Origin of the sequence: Streptomyces sp. NPDC015346 (genome assembly GCF_043078785.1) — a bacterium.
Taxonomy (GTDB): domain Bacteria; phylum Actinomycetota; class Actinomycetes; order Streptomycetales; family Streptomycetaceae; genus Streptomyces.
On record NZ_JBIBTW010000007.1, the window covers coordinates 337,949 to 354,018 of the forward strand.

General features: G+C 73.3%; 17 protein-coding genes. 9 read left to right on the forward strand and 8 right to left on the reverse strand.

What is annotated here, in order from left to right:
- The first annotated feature begins 10 nt into the window (after positions 1-10).
- The 5 genes from ACF06X_RS25975 to ACF06X_RS25995 all read left to right on the forward strand — a co-directional run bounded on the left by ACF06X_RS25975 (position 11) and on the right by ACF06X_RS25995 (position 5,351).
- Positions 11-1,333, forward strand: coding sequence for an erythromycin esterase family protein (locus ACF06X_RS25975; RefSeq protein WP_392289695.1), 1,323 nt, complete (start codon positions 11-13; stop codon positions 1,331-1,333).
- A gap of 76 nt (positions 1,334-1,409) precedes the next feature.
- A complete protein-coding gene (locus ACF06X_RS25980; RefSeq protein WP_392289696.1) occupies positions 1,410-2,660 on the forward strand; it encodes a serine-threonine protein kinase in 1,251 nt (416 codons plus the stop codon).
- 185 nt (positions 2,661-2,845) lie between these two features.
- Positions 2,846-3,457: a hypothetical protein gene (locus ACF06X_RS25985; protein WP_392289697.1), complete on the forward strand. Its 612-nt coding sequence runs from the start codon at positions 2,846-2,848 to the stop codon at positions 3,455-3,457.
- Between the two features lie 16 nt (positions 3,458-3,473).
- Positions 3,474-4,178 (forward strand): 3-keto-5-aminohexanoate cleavage protein, encoded by a 705-nt coding sequence (locus ACF06X_RS25990; protein ID WP_392289698.1) that lies wholly within the window; start codon positions 3,474-3,476, stop codon positions 4,176-4,178.
- Positions 4,179-4,280: 102 nt separating this feature from the next.
- Positions 4,281-5,351, forward strand: a complete 1,071-nt coding sequence (locus tag ACF06X_RS25995) for an RNA ligase (ATP) (RefSeq protein ID WP_392289791.1) — start codon at positions 4,281-4,283, stop codon at positions 5,349-5,351.
- 106 nt (positions 5,352-5,457) lie between these two features.
- Here ACF06X_RS25995 and soxR read toward each other — a convergent pair whose 3' ends face one another.
- Positions 5,458-5,922, reverse strand: coding sequence for a redox-sensitive transcriptional activator SoxR (soxR, locus tag ACF06X_RS26000; RefSeq protein WP_392289699.1), 465 nt, complete (start codon positions 5,920-5,922; stop codon positions 5,458-5,460).
- Positions 5,923-6,036: 114 nt separating this feature from the next.
- On the opposite strand from soxR, the gene ACF06X_RS26005 reads away from it, so the two are divergent.
- A complete protein-coding gene (locus ACF06X_RS26005; RefSeq protein WP_392289700.1) occupies positions 6,037-6,498 on the forward strand; it encodes a MaoC family dehydratase in 462 nt (153 codons plus the stop codon).
- Here the strand turns inward: ACF06X_RS26005 and ACF06X_RS26010 are convergent.
- Both ACF06X_RS26010 and ACF06X_RS26015 read right to left on the reverse strand, forming a co-directional pair.
- Positions 6,489-7,127 carry a TetR/AcrR family transcriptional regulator gene (locus ACF06X_RS26010; RefSeq protein WP_392289701.1) on the reverse strand — a complete coding sequence of 213 codons (639 nt, stop codon included), beginning with the start codon at positions 7,125-7,127 and terminating at the stop codon, positions 6,489-6,491. The genes ACF06X_RS26005 and ACF06X_RS26010 overlap by 10 nt on opposite strands.
- 88 nt (positions 7,128-7,215) lie before the next feature.
- A complete protein-coding gene (locus ACF06X_RS26015) occupies positions 7,216-8,367 on the reverse strand; it encodes an acyl-CoA dehydrogenase family protein (RefSeq protein WP_392289702.1) in 1,152 nt (383 codons plus the stop codon).
- Between the two features lie 72 nt (positions 8,368-8,439).
- On the opposite strand from ACF06X_RS26015, the gene ACF06X_RS26020 reads away from it, so the two are divergent.
- The 3 genes from ACF06X_RS26020 (at position 8,440) to ACF06X_RS26030 (ending at position 10,897) form a co-directional block, all read left to right on the forward strand.
- Positions 8,440-9,117, forward strand: coding sequence for a TetR/AcrR family transcriptional regulator (locus tag ACF06X_RS26020; RefSeq protein ID WP_392289703.1), 678 nt, complete (start codon positions 8,440-8,442; stop codon positions 9,115-9,117).
- A gap of 104 nt (positions 9,118-9,221) precedes the next feature.
- Positions 9,222-9,917, forward strand: coding sequence for an ArsR/SmtB family transcription factor (locus ACF06X_RS26025; protein WP_392289704.1), 696 nt, complete (start codon positions 9,222-9,224; stop codon positions 9,915-9,917).
- 32 nt (positions 9,918-9,949) lie between these two features.
- Positions 9,950-10,897, forward strand: coding sequence for a DMT family transporter (locus ACF06X_RS26030; RefSeq protein ID WP_392289705.1), 948 nt, complete (start codon positions 9,950-9,952; stop codon positions 10,895-10,897).
- Between the two features lie 33 nt (positions 10,898-10,930).
- Here ACF06X_RS26030 and ACF06X_RS26035 read toward each other — a convergent pair whose 3' ends face one another.
- The 5 genes from ACF06X_RS26035 to ACF06X_RS26055 all read right to left on the reverse strand — a co-directional run bounded on the left by ACF06X_RS26035 (position 10,931) and on the right by ACF06X_RS26055 (position 16,049).
- A complete protein-coding gene (locus ACF06X_RS26035) occupies positions 10,931-12,010 on the reverse strand; it encodes a Zn-dependent alcohol dehydrogenase (protein WP_392289792.1) in 1,080 nt (359 codons plus the stop codon).
- Positions 12,011-12,030: 20 nt separating this feature from the next.
- Positions 12,031-13,422 (reverse strand): aldehyde dehydrogenase family protein, encoded by a 1,392-nt coding sequence (locus ACF06X_RS26040; protein WP_392289706.1) that lies wholly within the window; start codon positions 13,420-13,422, stop codon positions 12,031-12,033.
- 97 nt (positions 13,423-13,519) lie between these two features.
- Entirely contained in the window at positions 13,520-14,056 is a 537-nt protein-coding gene (locus ACF06X_RS26045) for a DUF3574 domain-containing protein (RefSeq protein ID WP_392289793.1), read from the reverse strand.
- Between the two features lie 432 nt (positions 14,057-14,488).
- Entirely contained in the window at positions 14,489-15,259 is a 771-nt protein-coding gene (locus tag ACF06X_RS26050) for a class F sortase (protein ID WP_392289707.1), read from the reverse strand.
- Between the two features lie 55 nt (positions 15,260-15,314).
- Entirely contained in the window at positions 15,315-16,049 is a 735-nt protein-coding gene (locus ACF06X_RS26055; RefSeq protein ID WP_392289708.1) for a hypothetical protein, read from the reverse strand.
- Positions 16,050-16,070 lie beyond the last annotated feature (21 nt).

The following is a 16,070-nucleotide window of genomic DNA, read 5'->3' on the forward strand; positions in this document are numbered from 1 at the left end:
GGCTTGATCCATGACGAAGCTGACACGACATCGGTTACCGCTGGTGGGGACGGTCGTGGCGCTCTGCCTCGCCGCCCTCGCCCCCGCCGCACAGGCGGACCCCCCGGCGCTGGATCCCGCCCGTGAACTCGCCCGCACCGCCCGCCCCTTCGACGACCTGCGGGCGCTGGACCGGGTGGTCGGCCCGGCCAAGGTCGTCGGGATCGGCGAGGCGACGCACAGCTCGGCCGAGTTCTTCGAGGCCAAGCACCGGATCTTCGAGCACCTGGTCGAGAAGCGGGGGTTCACCACCTTCGCCCTGGAGGCCAACTGGTCCACGGGCGTGCTCATCGACGACTACGTCCGCTTCGGCAGGGGCGACATCCGGAAGATCATGCGCGAGGAGTTCCAGAACGCCTACGGCTTCTGGAACACCGAGGAGTACCTCGACCTGTTCACCTGGATGCGCCGGCACAACGTGCGCCATCCCGGGCATCCGGTGCGATTCATGGGCAACGACATCGGCTACGCCGGCGCCCACCTCTTCGACACCGTGACCGGGTACGTGGGCCGTACGTACCCGCGGCTGCTGCCCCGCTTCGAGGAGCTGTACCGCGCCTCGCGGCCGGTGGGCACGGTCGACGCCTGGATGAACGCCTATCTGGGCAAGCCGCGCGAGGAGCGGCGTCGGATGGCCTCGGAGGTCGGGCAGGCCCTGGCGCTGCTTGAGCGGCAGAAGCCCGGCACCGGCCCCGACCGCGAGGAGCACACCTGGATGGTCCAGCACGCGCGGGCCATCGCCCAGGTCGGCACGGAGTACGCCCACGACCTGACGGGCGACGGGGTGGCCGAGGCGATGCTCTACCGCGACCGGATCATGGCCGACAACACCGTGTGGTGGCAGCGGATGACGGGCGACCGGATGGTGCTGTCCGCGCACAACGGCCACGTCGGCTACGAGACGACCGAGCCGGACCACTACCCCCGCCTTCAGGGCGCCTTCCTGCGCGACGCGCTGGGACGCGACTACGTCAGCGTGGGCGCCTCCTTCGGGCGCGGCTCGTTCAACGCGCACGACACGGAGGCGGTGGGTGAGCCCGTCCGGCGCTTCACGGTCGGCCTGCCGGGCGAGGGCAGCAACGCCGAGACCCTGGACCGGGTGTCGCCGCGGCCGTTCCTGCTGGATGTGCGGACGGCGACCCCGGCGGCCAGGAACTGGCTGAACACGCACCGGCCCAGCTGGCTGATCGGTACCGCCTATCCGTGGCCGGGCAGTCGGGCACCCGTCCGCCTCGCCACGGCGTACGACGCCGTCCTGCACTTCCCGGAGGTCTCCGCGGCGCGTCTGCGCTGAAAGCCTGGCCGTCCCCCCGCGCCCGCAGGATGCTGTCGCGAGCAGAGCTTCCTCGACGCGGAGGGACGGGCAGTCCATGGCCGGGATGAGTGTGGAGCCGTACCGGGAGATCAGGTTCGACAAGGACGGCGACGGGGCGGCCGGGCAGCGCGAGGCGCTGTCGGCGATGGCCGGGCGGGGAGTCACGGATCTGGTGATGTTCGCCCACGGGTGGAACAACTCGCCGTCGGTCGCCGCCCGGCTGTACTCGGCGTTCTTCGCCCCGTTCCCCGGCCTGGTGCGGCCGGGCGTCCGGGTCGGGTACGTGGGGGTGGTCTGGCCCTCGATGATGTTCTCCGACGAGCCGATCCCCGACTTCGCGTCCGTGGCGGCCGTCCACCCGGGCAAGGAGACGGTGGTGGAGCGACTTGCCGTACTGCTGCGGGAACAGCCGGAGGACGAGGCCGCCTTCACCGAGTTCGGCGAGCTGCTGCGGGTGCTGACGGACACGAACGGATCGGCCGCCTTCACGGCGGGAGCGGAGGGCGCGGCGGCGGGCCTCGCGGAAGGGTCGGCGGGCCCGCCGGTGCCGGACTTCCTGCTCGGGGACCCGGTGGCGGTCTGCGCGATGTTCGCCGACGCGCTGGAGGAGGCGGCCGGCCCGGGAAGCGTGCCCACCCCCCGGGACGCGTTCGGCGGCAGCAGGCTCGGTCGGTACTGGAAGGGCGCGCGGGAGGCGCTGCGCCAGGCCACGTACTACACGATGAAGCGCCGGGCCGGAATCGTCGGCGAGCGCGGTCTCGGTCCGCTGCTCGGCGGGGTCGCCCGCTCCTCCCCCGGGCTGCGGATCCACCTCGTCGGGCACAGCATGGGCGCCCGGCTCGTCGCGTACGCGCTGCGCGGGTTGCCCGAGGGGGTGCGCACGGTCCGCTCGCTGACACTCCTTCAGGGCTCCTTCTCGCACTACGCCTTCGCGGCGAGCCTGCCGCACGAGCCGGGCAGGGGCGGCGCGCTGCGTGATCTGCAGCGGCGGGTCGACGGGCCCGTGGTCGGCTGCTACTCCCGGCACGACACCGCGCTCCGGGTGTTCTATCCGCTGGCGTCGCGACTCGCCCGGGACGCCGATTCGCTGCTCGGCAGCGACAAGCGGTGGGGCGCGATCGGCCACGACGGCATCCAGGCGGTGCCGGGCACGGCGGCGCTGACGCTGGCCGGGGCGCTGCGGGGCGGGATTCCGGCGGCGGGGTGCGTCAGCGTCGACGCGGCGGAGGTGGTGGGGGAGCACAGTGACATCTGTCATGCGCAATTGGCGCGGGTGGTGACCTCCGCCGGCCGGATCGGCCGCTGAGCCGCTGACCTCGGCGGACGGGGCGCTCGTCCGGGCGTGCGTCGCCCATCGGAGGTGTCTCGCGGGTCACTCGCGCCCCTTTGATGGCCCCCATCGAATTTTGGATGGAACACGACGGGGCAGTCGTTCGTCCATTCCATAACGTCCTTGACGCCGAAGTACAGCAGCGACGGAGGTGCGGAGCGATGGCGGGTTTCCGGAGTCTCGCGAGACAGGTACGTGATCCAGGGTGCGACACGGCGCTGCGGAGGTATTCGCTGCGCAAGTGCCTGGAGCGGTTCGCCCCTTACGGGCACCGCGCGACCTGGGACCACCTGTGCCGCAGGCACAGGTTCGGGCCCGAGGACCGGGAGCTCGATCCCCGGCGGCTGGTGGCCGCGCTGGAGGAGCTGGAGGAGGCGCGGGCGGTGTGGCTCGCGTACGAGAGGGAGTTCGCCGCCCGGCGCCGACGCGAGAAGCATGAGGGGCTGCGCAGGCCCGGCGCGCTCGACGACTGGCACCGGCGGACGTGGGGCGGCAACGGAGTGGCGCGGTGCGACGATCCGGCGCTCCATCCGTCGGAGCCGCTGGCCGTGGTGCTGCGCCGGCTGATCGCGGCGCTGGAGTCGGGGCCCGGGGAGCGCTGTCCGGTCTGCTCGGGGCCCCGGATCGAGTGGCGGCCGGACCTGGAGGACGAGCCGTGGTTCGGGCCGGTGTGCGGGGACTGCGGCGTGGTGGTGCCGCGGGCGGTCCTGACCTCGGGGGCGCTGGCCCGGGCACGGGGAGAGGCGTTCCCGCGCCTGGCGTCGGTCGCCTGAGGCACGGAGGCGCGTCGTGCTCCAGGTCTGTCTGAACGGGCGGCGCGGCCCGGGGGATTCGGCGGCCGTGCCGATGTCGCCGGCCGCCATGGCGGAGGAGGCGGCGCGAGCGGTCGCGGCCGGGGCGACGGACGTGCACGTCCACCCCAGGACGCCGTGCGGGGGCGACACGCTCTCGCCCCGGGTGCTCGCGGAGACGCTGACGGCGGTCCGGGCGGCCGTGGACGTCCCGGTGGGGGTGACGACCGGTGCGTGGGCGGAGCCGGATCCGGTACGGCGGGTGGAGCGCGTCCGTGCCTGGACGGTCCTGCCGGACCATGCCTCGGTGAACTGGCACGAGCCGGGCGCCGAGGAGCTCGCGGCCGCGCTCCTGGACCGGGGCGTGGGGGTGGAGGCGGGGCTCTGGTCGGGTACGGAAGGCCCGGCGCGGTTTCTCCGTTCGCCGCTGGCCCCGCGGGTGCTGCGGATCCTGGCGGAGGTCACGGACCCGGACCCGGCCACGGCCGGGACGACCGCCCTGGACCTGCTGGCCACACTCGACGCGGCGCCCGCCGTACCGGTCCTTCTGCACGGTGAGGACGGCGGCGCGTGGCCGGTGGTACGCCTCGCCCGCCGCCTCGGTCTGTCGACCCGGATCGGTCTGGAGGACACGCTGCTCCTGCCGGACGGCAGTCCGGCGACCTCCAACGCATCGCTGGTCGCGGCGGCGGTCTCGGCGTGAGGAGCGACGCTAGCAGAGCGTAAATCCCCTGGCCCAAGGGATTTTCGGATGGGCACAGTGTCCGGCGACGAGAACGCCGTCCGAATCACCGGAGAGTTGATCATGTCGACGCTGCGCGTCACCGCCGAATCGCTGACCGTCCACGCCCATCCCAACGCCGACGCGCTCGAACTGGCGCAGGTGGGGCTCTATCGGGCCGTCGTCGCCAAGGGTGCGTACCGCAGCGGGGACATCGCCGTCTACATCCCGGAGCAGGCCGTGCTGCCCGCCGCGCTCGTCGACGAGCTGGGCCTTACGGGCCGGCTCGCCGGGAAGGCGTCGGACCGCGTCAAGGCGGTGCGGCTGCGGGGCGAGTTGTCGCAGGGGATCGTGTGCCGGCCGAAGGCGCTGGCGGACGTCGATCTGGCCGAGGCGGCCGCCGAGGGGACCGACTTCGCCGAGGTGCTGGGGATCACCAAGTGGGTGCCGCCCATACCGCCGACGATGAGCGGGGACGTGGAGGCGGCGCCCGACCTGCTGCCGTGGGTCGACATCGAGAACCTCCAGCGGTATCCGGGGATCTTCGAGCCCGGCGAGCCCGTCGTCCTGACGGAGAAGCTGCACGGCTCGGCCTGCCTGGTGACGTACCTCGCGGAGGACGGACGGGTCCAGGTCTCCTCCAAGGGCTTCGGCGCGAAGGGGCTGGCCCTCCGGGAGGACCCGCGCAATCTGTACTGGCGGGCCGTCCTCGGCCATGACGTCCCGGCGGTCGCGGCGCGCCTCGCCGCGCGCCTCGGCGCCCGCCGGGTCGGGCTGTTCGGCGAGGTGTACGGGGCCGGTGTGCAGGACCTCGGCTACGGCGCCGATGCCCGCGGCGAGACGCTGGGGTACGCCGTCTTCGACGTGTCGGCCGAGATCGACGGCGAGGTGCGGTGGCTGGACCCGGCCGAGGTCCTGGAGCCGGGCGAACTGCCGCTCGTACCGCGGCTGTTCACGGGGCCGTACGAGCCGGCGAAGGTGCTGGAGCTGGCGAGCGGCCGGGAGACCGTGTCCGGGCGCGAGCTGCATCTGCGCGAGGGCGTCGTGATCCGCCCGGTGACGGAGCGGTACAGCCCCGTGGTGGGCGGCCGCGCCATCGCCAAGGCGGTCAGTCCGGCGTATCTGACCCGCAAGGGCGGCACCGAGTACGAGTGATCCGGCGCGGGGGAGGGACATGAGAGGCCCCCCGCCCGCGCACAGTGACCGAGGGGCCCGTCCACGGGGGTGGCGGGCCCCTCTCTCCTGACGTGACGACGCCCCGTCAACCGCCCCGGCGCTCGGGCAGCAGCCGGGAGCCCGTCATCCGCTCGCCGATCACGTCGTCCGGGTTGGACAGGACGCAGGTCTCCAGCGACAGGCACCCGCAGCCGATGCAGTCCGTCAGATGGTCCCGCAGCCGCCCGAGCTGCTTGATCCGCTCGTCCAGCTCCGTTCGCCAGGCCTCCGAGAGCCGGGCCCAGTCCTCGTTGGTGGGCGTGCGCTCCTCGGGGAGTTCGGCGAGTGCGTCGCGGATGGTCGCGAGCGGGATGCCGACGCGCTGGGCCGCGCGGATGAAGGCCACGCGGCGCAGGATGTCCCTGCCGTAGCGGCGCTGGTTGCCGCTGGTGCGGCGGCTGGTGATCAGGCCCTTGGACTCGTAGAAGTGCAGGGCGGACACCGCGGCGCCGCTGCGCGCGGACAGCTGGCCGACGGTGAGTTCGTGGATGGTCTCTGGAATCTGCGGCACTCCTCGAACCCTACTGTCGGGCCCCGCCGACCCGTTGACACGGGCCCCGGTCCCCGTCAGACTAAGCAGTCGCTTAGATCGAGCGAAACCGGGTGAGAGGCAGGGAGCAGGGACATGGCTGAGCCGAGGATCTTCACATCCGCCGAGGAACTGCGCGCCGGGGTCGGCGAGCAGCTGGGCCACAGCGACTGGCTGGAGATCGACCAGAAGCGGATCGACCTGTTCGCCGACGCGACCGGCGATCACCAGTGGATCCACGTGGACCCGGAGCGGGCGGCCGCCGGGCCGTTCGGGAAGACCATCGCGCACGGCTATCTGACGCTGTCGCTGCTGCCGGCCCTGGTTCCGCAGGTCATGCGCGTCGAGGGCATGAAGATGGGCATCAACTACGGCACCGAGAAGGTCCGCTTCCCCTCCCCCGTCCCCGTCGGCTCGCGGCTGCGCGCGAGCGCGGTGCTGACGAAGGTCGAGGAGGCCGGCGGCGGCGTGCAGGTGACGGCGACCGTGACGGTGGAGCGCGAGGGCGGCGACAAGCCGGTCTGCGTCGCCGAGTCGGTCTCGCGCTACTACTTCTGAGCGCCGACCATCCGCAGCACGAGGTCGGCGTAGAGCGCGCCGACCTCGTCCGGCGTCCGGCGGCCCTGGGTGTTGAACCAGCGGGACACGTCGATGCAGAGCGAGAGGACCGCGACGGTGGTTCCGGCCACGTCCGGGACGTCGAACTCCCCGGACGCCACCCCCTCGTTGATGATCCCGCGCACGGCCGCGTCGGACTCGCGGCGCAGCGCCACGATCTCGGTGCGGTGCTCGGGGCCGAGCGCGTCGAGTTCGTACTGGACGACCCGCGCGGTCGTATGGCGCTCGGCGTGCCAGCGCACGAAGGACCGTACGGCGTCGGCGAGCCGCTCCCCCGCCGTGCCCTCGCCGGCGGCCGCGGCCCGGAGGATCTCCAGGGCCTTGTCGTGACCGATGCGACTGATCCGGTGGAGCAGCTCTTCCTTGGTCTTGTAGTGGATGTAGAGCGCCGCCGGGCTCATCCCCGCCCGGCCGGCGATGTCCCGGGTCGTGGTGGCGTGGTAGCCGCGCTCGGCGAACGCCTCGACGGCCGCGACAAGCAGCCGTCTGGCCGCCTCGGGCGTGACCTCGCCCCACGGCATGTCTTCCTCGCCGCCGGGCGTCTCCTCCGCCGCGTCCGCCGCGCTCATCGCTCGCCCCTTCTCCAGCCGTCAGGACGAACACCATACAACGAAGCTGAGCAAGCGCTTAGAGGCGCGGGGCGCGCACCGTCCGCGCTCAGAAGGCGGAGACGCCCGTCAGTGCCCGTCCGATGATCAGCTTCTGGATCTGGCTGGTGCCCTCGTAGAGCGTCATCACGCGGGCGTCGCGCAGCAGCTTCCCCACCGGGTACTCGTCGATGTAACCGTAGCCGCCGAAGACCTGCAGGGCGTTGTTGGCGGCCCGTACGGCGGCCTCGGAGGCGTACAGCTTGGCCTTCGAGGCGGCGGTGGCGAAGTCCTGGCCTCGGTCGATCAGGTCCGCGACCCGCCAGGTCAGCAGCCGGGCCGCGTCCACGTCGACGGCGATGTCGCTGATCAGCTCCTGTACGAGCTGGTACGAGGCGATGGGCTTGCCGAACTGCTCGCGCTCGCCCGCGTAGCGCACGGCCGCGTCGAGCGCCGCCTGCGCGATGCCGACACAGCCGGCGGCGACCGACATCCTGCCCTTGGCGAGGGCGGACATGGCGAGGGAGAAGCCCTTGCCCTCCGGCCCCATCATGGCGGCGGCGGGCACGCGTACATCCTGAAGGACCAGTTCGGCGGTCGCCTGGCCGCGCAGGCCGAGCTTGCCGTGGATGGTGCGGCGCGTGAGCCCCGGTGCGTCGGTGGGGACGAGGAAGGCGGAGACGCCCTTGTGGCCGGGGGCGTCGCCGGTCCGGGCGAAGAGCAGGACGACATCGGCCCAGGTGCCGTTGGTGATGAACATCTTCGAGCCGTTGATCACATACGCGTCCCCGTCCCGGACGGCCCGGGTGGTGAGGCTTCCGGCGTCGGACCCGGTGCCCGGTTCGGTGAGGCCGAAGCAGCCGACGGCGTCGCCGGAGGCGAGCCGGGGCAGCCACCGCCGCTTCTGGTCCTCGCTGCCCCAGGAGGCGATGGTCTTGGCGACCAGGCCGAGCGAGACGGAGACGATGCCGCGCACGGAGGAGTCGCCGCGCCCGAGCTCCTCGGTGACGAGGCAGTAGGAGAGGTGGTCGCCGCCCGATCCGCCGTACTCCTCCGGGATCGTGAGGCCGAGGAAGCCGACGGCACCGAGCTTCTTCACGATCGCCTTGTCGACGTTCTCGGCGCGGTCCCACTCCACGACGTGCGGGGCGACCTCGCGCGCGACGAACTCCTCGGCGAGCCGTCGCACGGCTTCCTGCTCCTCGCTCAGCTCCAGATTCACTGCGACACCGACCTTCGGACGACATTAAATTAGCACTGCTAGTTTCCAGTGCGCAGGCCTACTATGTGCGCCATGGCCCGACCGCGCAAGCCCCTCCTCAGCCGAGACCGGATCGTCGAGACGGCGAGCGCGCTCGTGGACGCGGAAGGGCTCGCCGCCGTCTCGACGCGGCGGCTCGCGGCCGAGCTCGGGGTCAGCGGGCCGTCCCTCTACAACCACTTCCGGACCAAGGACGAGATCCTCGACGCCGTGGCCGACGCGGTCAGCGCGAAGGTCGACCTGTCGATGTTCGAGGAGGGCGACGCGCGCGACTGGCGTACGGCGCTGCACGACTGGGCCGCCTCCTACCGCGCCGCCCTCGCCGACCACCCGAACATCGTCCCGGTCCTGGCCCAGGGGCCGGGCCGCCGCCCGGCGGGCCTTCGCGTGGCGGACGCCGTCTTCGGCGCGATGGTCCGCGCGGGCTGGCCCCCGGCCCAGGCCACCTACATCGGCGCCCTGATGCGGTACTTCGTCACCGGCTCGGCGCTGGGCTCCTTCGCCCGCGGCTTCGTCGACGACGAGACGGCCTACGACCCCGCCGACTATCCCCACCTCGGCCAGGCACACCTGCTGGCGGAGCACCGGCAGAAGGTCGACGAGGGCGCGTTCGACACGGGACTGCGGGCGCTGCTCGACGGGTTGGCGATGCAGTACGAGACGGAGGTACGGGGAGCGGTACGGGGGAAGTGGGCGCGGCAGGACTCGTAGCGGAGCAGTAGGGGCCGGCGGCGCGGGAGAGGTCCTCGGGGCAGGCGGGGGCCGTGGAGGACCGTTCGGCCGTCGCCGACACGTGCGTCCGGCACCCTGGTCCCATGGCACCCAGAGACCTCGCCGCCCTCGCCGCCCTCTTCGCCGACGAGACCCGCGCCGCCTTCCTCCTCGCCCTGCTCGACGGGCGGGCCTGGACCGCCGGGGAGCTGGCCCGGCACGCTGGCGTGGCTCCGTCGACCGCCAGTGAGCACCTGGGCAGGCTCGTCACCGGCGGGATCCTCGCCGAGGAGCGACAGGGCAGGCACCGTTACGTACGCCTCGCCGATCCCGGCATCGCGCACCTGGTCGAGGATCTCGCCGCCCGCGCCGAGCCCGCCGTCAAGGAGGCGCCGCGGGGCCTGCGGGCCGCGAGCGCGGGGCACGCCATGACGCGCGGGCGGACCTGCTACGACCACCTGGCGGGGCGGCTCGGCATCACGATCACCGAGGCGATGACCGTACGCGGACTGCTGCGCCAGGACACCGGGTTCGCGCTCACGGACGCGGGCGTCGCGTGGTTCGGGGAGCTGGGGATCGCCCTCGCGCCCACGGGCAGGCGGCCCGTCGCCCGGGGCTGCCTCGACTGGACCGAGCGCAGGCCGCACCTCGCGGGGATCGCGGGCGCCGCCCTGTGCCGGCACGCGATGGACGCCGGCTGGTGCGTACGGATCGGCTCCGAGCGGGCCGTGAAGGTGACGCCCGAAGGGGAGCGGGCCCTCCAGCGGGCGCTGGGCATCGAGCCGGCGATAATTCGGTGAGCGCCGAACAGTCCAGGGCCTACGGTCGCCCCATGAGCAACTCCCCCGCGAGCTCCCGGCTCGCCCTCGCCGCCGCCGGTGTCACCGTCGTCCTCTGGGCCTCCGCCTTCGTCTCGATCCGCAGCGCCGGAGCGGCCTACTCCCCCGGCGCCCTCGCCCTCGGGCGGCTGCTCGCCGGGGCGCTCGTCCTGGGGGCCGTCCTGCTGATCCGGCGCGAGGGGCTGCCGGCCCGAGGGGCCTGGCCCGGGATCCTGGTCTCCGGACTGCTCTGGTTCGGCGCGTACATGGTGGTGCTCAACTGGGGAGAGCAGGAGGTCGACGCGGGCACGGCGGCGATGGTCGTGAACATCGGACCGATCCTGATCGCCCTGCTCGGTGCCCGCTTCCTCGGAGAGAGGCTGCCGCCGCGACTGATCGCGGGCATGGGGGTGTCGTTCGCCGGAGCGGTGGCCGTGGGCCTGTCCATGTCGGGCGAGGGTCACGCCTCGGTCCTCGGCGTGGTGCTCTGTCTGCTCGCCGCCATCGCGTACGCCGGCGGTGTCGTCGCCCAGAAGCCCGCGCTCGCCCACGGGAGTGCCCTTCAGGTCACGACGTTCGGGTGCCTGGTCGGCACGGTGGCCTGTCTGCCGTTCGCCGGGCGGCTGATCGACGAGGCGGGCCGCGCCCCGCTCTCGGCGACCCTGAACATGGTCTACCTCGGGGTGTTCCCGACCGCGCTGGCCTTCACGACCTGGGCCTACGCCCTGGCCCGGACGACCGCGGGCCGGATGGGCGCGACGACGTACGCCGTGCCGGCCCTCGTGGTCGTCATGGCGTGGGTCCTCCTGGGCGAGCTGCCGGGGCTGCTGACGCTCGCGGGCGGTGCGCTGTGCCTCGCGGGCGTGGCCGTCTCGCGCTCCCGGCCGAAGCCGGTGAAGGCGACGGCCGAGACGGCTCCGGCTCCGGTCCTCGGGTCCCGCCGGACCCGAGGCCGAGGCTGAGGCTGAGGCCGGGATCCCGGACAAGGGCAAGGTCTAGAAGACCACCAGGGCCCGGCCGCCCTTGCCGGCGAGCATGTTGTCGAAGGCACCCGGAATGCCGTCCAGGGTGATCCGCTCGGTCACCAGGGTGCTCAGGTCGAGGCGGCCGGCCCGGATGTGCTCGGCGAGGACGGGCAGGTCCTTCGCCGGGTCGGAGTTGCCGTACACGCAGCCGGACAGGGTGCGGCCCCAGTGGAAGAGCTCCAGCGCGTGGAAGGAGACCTGCTGGTCCTTACCGCCGATGCCGACGACCGTGGTGCGGCCGCCGCGCCGGGTGGAGTCCCAGGCGGTACGGATGGTGACGGCGCGGCCGACGCACTCGACGGCCACGTCGGCGCCCTGGCCGCCGGTGAGCTTCCGGATCTCCCTGGCGGTGTTCTCGGACGCGACGACGTACTCGGTGGCTCCGGCGGCCCGGGCCAGCGCCTCCTTCTCGGGTGACACGTCGACCGCGACGATCGTCGAGGCGCCGGCGATCCGGGCGGCCTGGAGCGTGGCGAGGCCCACGCCCCCGACGCCGAAGACGGCGACGGATTCGCCCTGACGTACCCGCGCGGAGTGGTGGATCGCGCCCCAGCCGGTCAGGACGGCGCAGCCCAGCAGGGCGGCGTCGGTGAGCGGCACTCCGTCCGGCGCGGGCAGCACGCAGCCGGCCGCGACGACGGTCTCCTCGGCGAAGGCGCCGACGTTCAGGCCCGGGTGGAGCTCGGTGCCGTCCTCGGTCACGGCGTGCACGTTCGCCGCGCCCGTGAGGGCGTTGGCACAGAGCCAGATCTCGCCGATCGAGCAGGGGTGGCAGGTGCCGCAGGAAGGCGCCCAGTTGAGGACGACCGGGTCGCCGGGAGCGACATGGGTGACGCCCTCGCCGACGGAGAGGACCGTCCCGGCGCCCTCGTGGCCGAGGACGGCGGGGACGGGCAGGCGCATGGTCCCGTTGGAGAGGGACAGGTCGGAGTGGCAGACCCCGGCGGCGGCGAGGCGGATGCGGACCTGGCCGGGTCCGGGCTCGGGCAGTTCGATGCCGGCGATCTCCAGGGGGGAGCCGACGGCGGGCAGTATCGCGGCGCGGATCACGCTCACAACTCCTCGGGCGGTCAGAACTGGAGGGACTTGGTCTGGAGGTACTCGGCGAGGCCGTGCGCGCCCAATTCGCGTCCTACGCCCGACTGCTTGTAGCCGCCGAACGGAGCCAGCGGGTTGAACCGGCCGCCGTTGATGTCGACCTGGCCGGTGTCCATGCGGCGGGCGAAGGCGACGGCCGCCTCCGGCTCGCCCCAGACGGCGCCGGAGAGGCCGTAGACCGTCCCGTTGGCGATGGCGAGGGCGTCCTCCTCGTCCTCGTACCGCAGGATCGAGACGACCGGGCCGAAGATCTCCTCCTGGGCGATGGTCATCTGCGGGGTGACGTCGGCGAAGACGGTCGGCGACACGTAGTAGCCGGTCTCCAGCGGGGCCTCGGGGCCGCCGGCGACGAGCCGGGCGCCCTCCTCGACGCCCTTCTCGATGTAGCCGCGCACCCGCTGCTGCTGCCTGGCGTTGACGAGGGGGCCGACGCGCTCGCCGGGGACGTACTTGGCGACGGCCTCGGCGGCGAGCCGCACGGCCTCGTCGTACTGGTCGGTGTGGACCAGCATCCGGGTCCACGCGCTGCACGTCTGGCCCGAGTTGGACATGACGTTGGCGATGCCGACGGCGACCGCCTTGCCGAGGTCCGCGCCGGGCAGGATGACGTTCGCCGACTTGCCGCCGAGTTCCAGGGCGACCCGCTTGACGGCGCCCCCGGCGATGGCGCCGATGCGCCTGCCGACGGCGGTCGAGCCGGTGAAGGAGACGAGGTCGACGTCCTCGTGCTCGGCGAGCGCCTGCCCGGCGACCGGGCCGAGGCCGGTGACCAGGTTGAAGACTCCGGCCGGGACGCCGGCCGCGTGGACGGCCTCGGCGAAGAGCTGGGCGGTCAGCGGGGTGTCCTCGGCGGGCTTGAGGACGACGGTGCAGCCGGCGGCCAGGGCGGGGGCGACCTTGGCGACGATCTGGTGGAGCGGGTAGTTCCACGGGGTGATCGCGCCGACGACGCCGACGGGCTCGGCGTGGACGACGGAGTTGCCGACCTTCTCCTCGAAGGGGTGGGTCGCGGCGAGTTCGGCGTACGAGCCGGCGATGGCGATCGGCAGGCCGGTGTGGACGCCGGCGGCGAGCGGGGGCGGGGCACCGAGCTCGGCGGTGACCGTGGCGGCGATGTCCCCCGCGCGGGCGGCGAGGGCGTCGCGCACCGCTCCGATCAGCGCGGCTCGCTCGGCGGGCGGGGTGGCGGCCCAGGCGGGGAAGGCGGCGCGGGCGGCCCGTACGGCGGCGTCGATGTCCTCGGCGGTGCCGGCCGGGACATGGCCGATGACCTGCTCGTCGGCGGGGTTGATCACCGCGATGGTGTCGGAGGAGGCGGCCGGGCGCCACTCCCCGCCGATGTACATCCCGTCGTGGCACTTCATCCGCTGCTCCTTCATTACCGGCCGGTTCGTCGCGGGACCCAAACTAGCGCTGATAGTTTTCTGGCGCCAGGGCCTGCGACCGCCCGAGCCGCGCGGCTCAGAAGTCGGCGCGGGTCGGCTCGTCGAGCCGGGCCACGGACTCCTGCCCGAAGCCCCGCTCGTACGCCTCCCTGATCCGCTCGATCAGCGGGTCGCGGACCCTCGCCTCGGTCGCCGGGTAAAGAAGGATCAGCTCGTACGATCGCTCCCGCTCGATGGTGCCGTTCCGGTCCCGCCACTGTCCACGACCGTCCTGCACCGTCAGGCCGTCGGGGAAGTGCGGCGTCACCTCCGTGTCGACGAAGGCCATGAACTGCGGGTCGGTGACGTCGGGGCCGCCGTCCGGCCGCTCGGTCCCGAAGAAGAGCCGGGTCTCCACATACGCCGTGCCCCGGGCCTGCGTCACGGCGGCGGCGGTCTCCGGCGCCTGCTCCCCGAGCGTGGCGTACGCGGCGGGCGCGCCGAGGACGACGAGCAGCGCGGTGGCGGCGGTGACGAGTCGGGTGCGGGTGGCATGCGGGCGGGCGTGGGGCACGTACGTCTCCTCGGGGTGCGGCGGGCCGGCGTGCTGACCACCCCGGGGCGCGGCGGACATGACGGGGCGTCGGCTCGATCCGTACGGGCGAGGAAGGAGCCGCTCACGGGGGAGGGGCACGGAGGGACGCACTCCGTACGGTCCGCTCGCCGGGGCATGGGGGACCGGCTGGCCGGGCCGGTCGACCACCGGCGAGCGGGCCCGTACGGGCACCGAAGGTCCGGACGCGGCCCCGAGGAGGAGCGGGACCGGCTGTTCCGGGCGACGGCCGGACTGCTCGGAGAGGTGGCGACCGAGCGGCCCGTCATGGTGGCGCCGGACGACCTCCACGCGGGGGACGCGAGGCCGTTCCAACTCCTCAGCCATCTTCCGCGCCCGGCACCGGACTTGGGAAGCGGTTGGCGATATCTCGCCACCGTGAGGGAGGCGGGCGGAGAAACGCCCCGCCCGGCGGGCGCGCCGGGCGGGGCGACAGAACTCCGGTCGGACCGGTCAGATCTTCTCGGCGACGTCCGTGAGGTGGGCGAAGACGACGACGTTCGACTCGTAACCCGTCTTGCGGTCGAAGCTGCCACCGCAGGTGAGCAACCGCAGTTCGGGGCGGCCCGTGGAGCCGTACACCTCCTTGTCGGGGAACTCGGCCTTCGTGTACGTACGGACCTTGTCGACCGTGAAGACGGCGACGCGGCCGTCGGCGCGGGCGACCCGGACGGTGTTCCCCGGGTTGAGCGAGTTGAGGTTGAGGAAGATGGCGGGCCCGGAGCGGGTGTCGCGGTGGCCGACGACGACCGCCGTGCCGCGCTCGCCCGGCGCGGGCCCGCCCTCGTACCAGCCGACGACCCGGGGGTTGTCGACCGGCGGAGTGCCGAGCTGTCCCGACCGGTCCAGGCCCAGGCCCGTGACCGGCGCCTCGATGGTGATCGCCGGGATGGCCAGGCTGGTGGCGCGCGAACGCGCCAGCGGCGGGGGCGGCGGCTGGGACGTGGCCGGAGCCGGCCTCGGTCTCGGCTCGGACGTGGGCTTGGGCGGGGGCTTCGGCAGGGACGGAGGCGGGGGCGGAGGCGGCGGCGGGGGCGGCGGGGGCTTCGGCTCGGACGGAGGCGGCGCCTTCGGCGTCCCGTCGGGGTGCTGCCCGGGATCGACCGGGGCGGCGGCGGGCATCGCCGCCACCCCGTGCGCGTCCGGGGCGGCGGCGACCGGCGGGCCCGCCGGCTCCTCGTCCTGGGCCCACCAGATGCCGCCGACGACCAGGGACAGGGTCACCGCCACCGTCCGGGCGAGCCGGCGAAGGCGCCGCTGCCGGCGCGTGGAGCGGTACCTACGCGGCGCCATCGGTGCGGCGGCGCGACCGGCGGATGAGGATCAGTCCGGCCGTACCGGCGACGCCGGCGACGACGGCCGTCCCGATACCGAAGGCGGAGCTGTCGTCGCTCGCCAGCTCGGCACTGCCGCCGCCACCCGCTCCGACCGGGCCGTGAGGCGGCTTGCCGTTTCCGCCGTTGTCACCGTTCCCGCCGTTGCTGTTCCCGCCGTTCTCCTTTCCTCCGTTCTCGCCGTCGCCCTTCCCGCCGTTGCCGTTGTCCCCGTTCTCGCCGTTGCCGCCGTGCGACGGGTTGTTGAAGCCCTTGCAGTCGACCTTCAAGTCCTTGCTCTTCTTGGCCCCTGTCGCGCCTTCCCAGGTCCACTCGACCTTGTAGACGCCGTCGGGAAGCTCCAGGTCCGGCGTGAACCCGTTACCCGCGGAATCGATGCTGATGACGCCGGGCGGCACCACCAGGCCGCTCTTCGGCGGCTGCGGCGAGATCGTGTAGTTGAGCGCCCGCAGCCCGTCGAAGTTGAGGGCTGCGAGGTAGAAGGTGCAGACCTTGGGCTCGTTGTGCTGGTCGGTCTCACCGGTGCGGGGCGCCTCGTCGGGGCGGCCCGCGTGGTGGATCTTGAGGTCGCCGTCCTCGGGGGCTGCGACAGCGGCGGGCGCACCGGCCAGGGCCACGGCACCGAGGGCGAGGGTCGCGACGGCGGTGGACAGAAGGGGACGGACAGCCAGAGCGGTCATGCGGGGTTCCTCCAGTCATGA